Here is a 2,500-nt window from a genome sequence, read left to right as displayed (position 1 = left end):
CAGAGAATCTCCAGCTCCTCCCGTGACAGATACCTCTCGCACAGCGCGACGAACCCGGTCATGGAGGGAGCAGCCTTCTCCTCGAAGGCCTGGCCCGAGCCGGCTACGAAGGCGGTCGCAGGGGGTACGTCCTCGTAGGGCTGCAGGCCCCGCCGCCGCAGCTCAGCGTTGAGCCCCGAAGCAACCTCGGCCCATCCGCCTTCCTCCTCACCGAACCAATCCTCAGCCGCGACACTCACCAAGTAGATCCCCATGTACGGAAGTTACAGCGCGCATCTGACAACGACCGGCGGGCCGAACTCCGTTGGGGACGATCATGAGGCTGGTAGCGTCGCCGCATGATCGATCACGGGGTTGCTATGCCCTCCTACCGCCTCCACGTCGTGCCCGCGGTAGTAGCTCTGGCGAGCCCCGCCTGGCAGCAGGACGTCTGGCTCGACCCGGACCAGCACGAGGATCTCGACCACATCGTGCACGTCCTCTTCGACGATTTCTGCAATGCGGACGATCCGCAGCCGTGGCTGGGACAAAGCCTTCGGACCGAGCAAGAGGTGGAGCTGATGGCGCGCCTCGGCACTGCCTACGGCGCGGTGCAGGACACGGTCGGCGCCGGCGCCCGGGACGAGGAATACCTGGCCGCGCCGGGGTGGGCGGCCGTGGTGACGGCAGCAGCCGGCTTGGCCCAGGTGCTGGTCGCGAATGATCACGTGGCGCTGAGCAAGCTGCACGAAGCCGGCTACCGATGGCCGCTCGACACAGAGCCGTCTTCGCCCGAACCCGAAGAGGGCGCGCGCTGATCCATGACGGCGGACATGCGGTGCGAGCATGGCCCGTCGCGTGATGACGGCCTGGCCGCCCCCGTCGGTGTCGGCAGGCCACGAGCCGCTGCTCGCACCACGCGATCCTCGTCGCTGGTCGGGGTGACTGGCGGCACGGCCCACCTCTCAGCTGCCGCTCAGCGGAGACGCCCACGTGGGGTCGTGTCGTGATCTCCTCGCAAGGTGGGCCAGCAGGTGCTCCGCCGCGATGGCGGCAGTGTCTTGCGGCGCGCCGACTGCGGTCAGGGCGGCGACAAGCCGTGCCGATGCGGTTTCCGGCAGGTCCGGGTCGGTGAGGAGGGGAAGCAGCAGCAGGAAGCGGGTGTCCGTGTCCTGGACGCCTTCGGCCGCAGGGGACGGGCTGTCAGCGATCCGGATCAGTTCGTGCCATGTCAGCCCGGCGCCCGAGAAGTCGCCGTCCCAGCCGGCGATCTGCTCGACGTAGCTTCTGCCCGGATGGGTGAGGAGGTAGTCGGTGCCGTAGTCGCCATCCAAGTTCCGGTAGATCACCACGACTCCGGGGCCGTCTCCTGCCGACACCCTGAACACCGGCCAGCGTTCAGGATCGAAGAGGGCCTCGGACATCACCTCGGCATCGGCGCCGTCCCCACCGAACCACTCCGGATCCCGGCGCTCGGCACACTCCCCGTCGCTGCACAGCGCCAAGAGGTAGTTCGACCAGAAGCCCGGGCGGACCAGCAGTGACTCGCCCGGCACCAACGGGCCCAAGTCGTATCCCTTGATCAGCACCCCTCGATCCTGTCACCAGCCACTGACACGGCCCGATCCGGGACAGGCCGGGCGGCGGCTTGCTTGCCGGTAGCCTGCACGCGTGGGTGAGATCTGGGGGGAACAGCAGCTGCTCGCGGACGGATTCGAGCATGTATACGCCGAGTTGGACTGGTATGACGGCCCCCGCGACGGGCTTGTCGACATCGATGGGGTACCTCATTACTTCCACTGCCACGACGTGGACTTCTCCGCCGCCCCAGATGGGTATTTCGTGTGGCGGGCGGACGAGACGACGGTCGCGCTGGAACGCGAACAGTGGACGATCTTCGTCGCGTGGAACCACCGCTACAAAGCAGGAACCGCCGGGATCGAGCGCCATCCTGGGCATGGAGGTATCGATCCCCGGTATGACGAGCTGACAGCGCTGCTCACCCCACACCGCCAAGCACCGGCAGACGCTACGTTGCTGGTCGCCGAGTGGCGGTTCGACGGTGGGGACCGCTACCGGGCCGACGGCGTGGACTACTGGGTTCGATGGCACGAACGAGGATGACGCCGCCCTCGATCACTGCCGGTTGTGTGGACAACCAATGATCAAGCGCCAGCCTCAGCGGGCCTCATAAGCCGGTTCGCCGGCCGCTCCAGGCGAGTCGAGCCCCGACGCCAGGCCCGGCGGCTGATGCTCGGCCTCATGCCCTCTACTTACCGCGCCACAACTGCTGAACGATCGCCGAGTGAGCCGGGAATGCCACTCCGGACGGCATGCAGCACCTGCTGGGGCGAGCCGAACGGGATGCCGATGCCGTCCGCGACGATGTACGTGGCTACGTGGCGGACCACCTGCGCGACGACCAGGCGGTGCTGGGGGCCGGGGCCGGGCCGGCCACGGGTCCGCACCGATCGGGTGCGTGCCAACAAGGCGTACGCCTCGCGCAAGAACCGCTCCTACC

At 67.8% G+C, this 2,500-nt stretch carries 4 protein-coding genes and 1 pseudogene (1 of these 5 cut by a window edge); 3 read left to right on the top strand and 2 right to left on the bottom strand.

Features of this window, described 5'->3' with window-relative positions; genetic code table 11:
• A protein-coding gene (locus tag ACFWVD_RS27720; protein WP_053701541.1) for a hypothetical protein crosses the window boundary here: on the bottom strand, positions 1-254 show its beginning. The gene continues 331 nt to the left of window position 1, outside the view; the window shows 254 of its 585 coding nt (coding positions 1-254); the start codon lies at positions 252-254; the stop codon falls past the left edge of the window.
• Positions 255-338: 84 nt separating this feature from the next.
• On the opposite strand from ACFWVD_RS27720, the gene ACFWVD_RS27715 reads away from it, so the two are divergent.
• Positions 339-797 (top strand): hypothetical protein, encoded by a 459-nt coding sequence (locus tag ACFWVD_RS27715; protein ID WP_379247742.1) that lies wholly within the window; start codon positions 339-341, stop codon positions 795-797.
• Between the two features lie 147 nt (positions 798-944).
• Here the strand turns inward: ACFWVD_RS27715 and ACFWVD_RS27710 are convergent, their stop codons facing one another.
• Complete coding sequence (locus ACFWVD_RS27710; protein WP_379247740.1) at positions 945-1,568, bottom strand: hypothetical protein; 624 nt, start codon at positions 1,566-1,568, stop codon at positions 945-947.
• Between the two features lie 82 nt (positions 1,569-1,650).
• Between ACFWVD_RS27710 and ACFWVD_RS27705 the strand changes: the two genes are divergently transcribed.
• A complete protein-coding gene (locus tag ACFWVD_RS27705; RefSeq protein WP_379247738.1) occupies positions 1,651-2,103 on the top strand; it encodes a hypothetical protein in 453 nt (150 codons plus the stop codon).
• 185 nt (positions 2,104-2,288) lie between these two features.
• Positions 2,289-2,414, top strand: a pseudogene (locus ACFWVD_RS27700) (IS701 family transposase); the annotation flags it as partial.
• Positions 2,415-2,500: the final 86 nt, after the last annotated feature.

This window comes from Nocardia sp. NPDC058666, assembly GCF_042714895.1.
Lineage (GTDB): Bacteria > Actinomycetota > Actinomycetes > Mycobacteriales > Mycobacteriaceae > Nocardia.
This window is presented reverse-complemented; position numbering and strand designations above follow the sequence as displayed.

What these genes read in the sequence shown, in the direction of transcription:
- ACFWVD_RS27715 (WP_379247742.1), top strand. Translation starts at nt 339, where the DNA reads ATGATCGATCACGGGGTTGCTATGCCCTCCTACCGCCTCCACGTCGTG.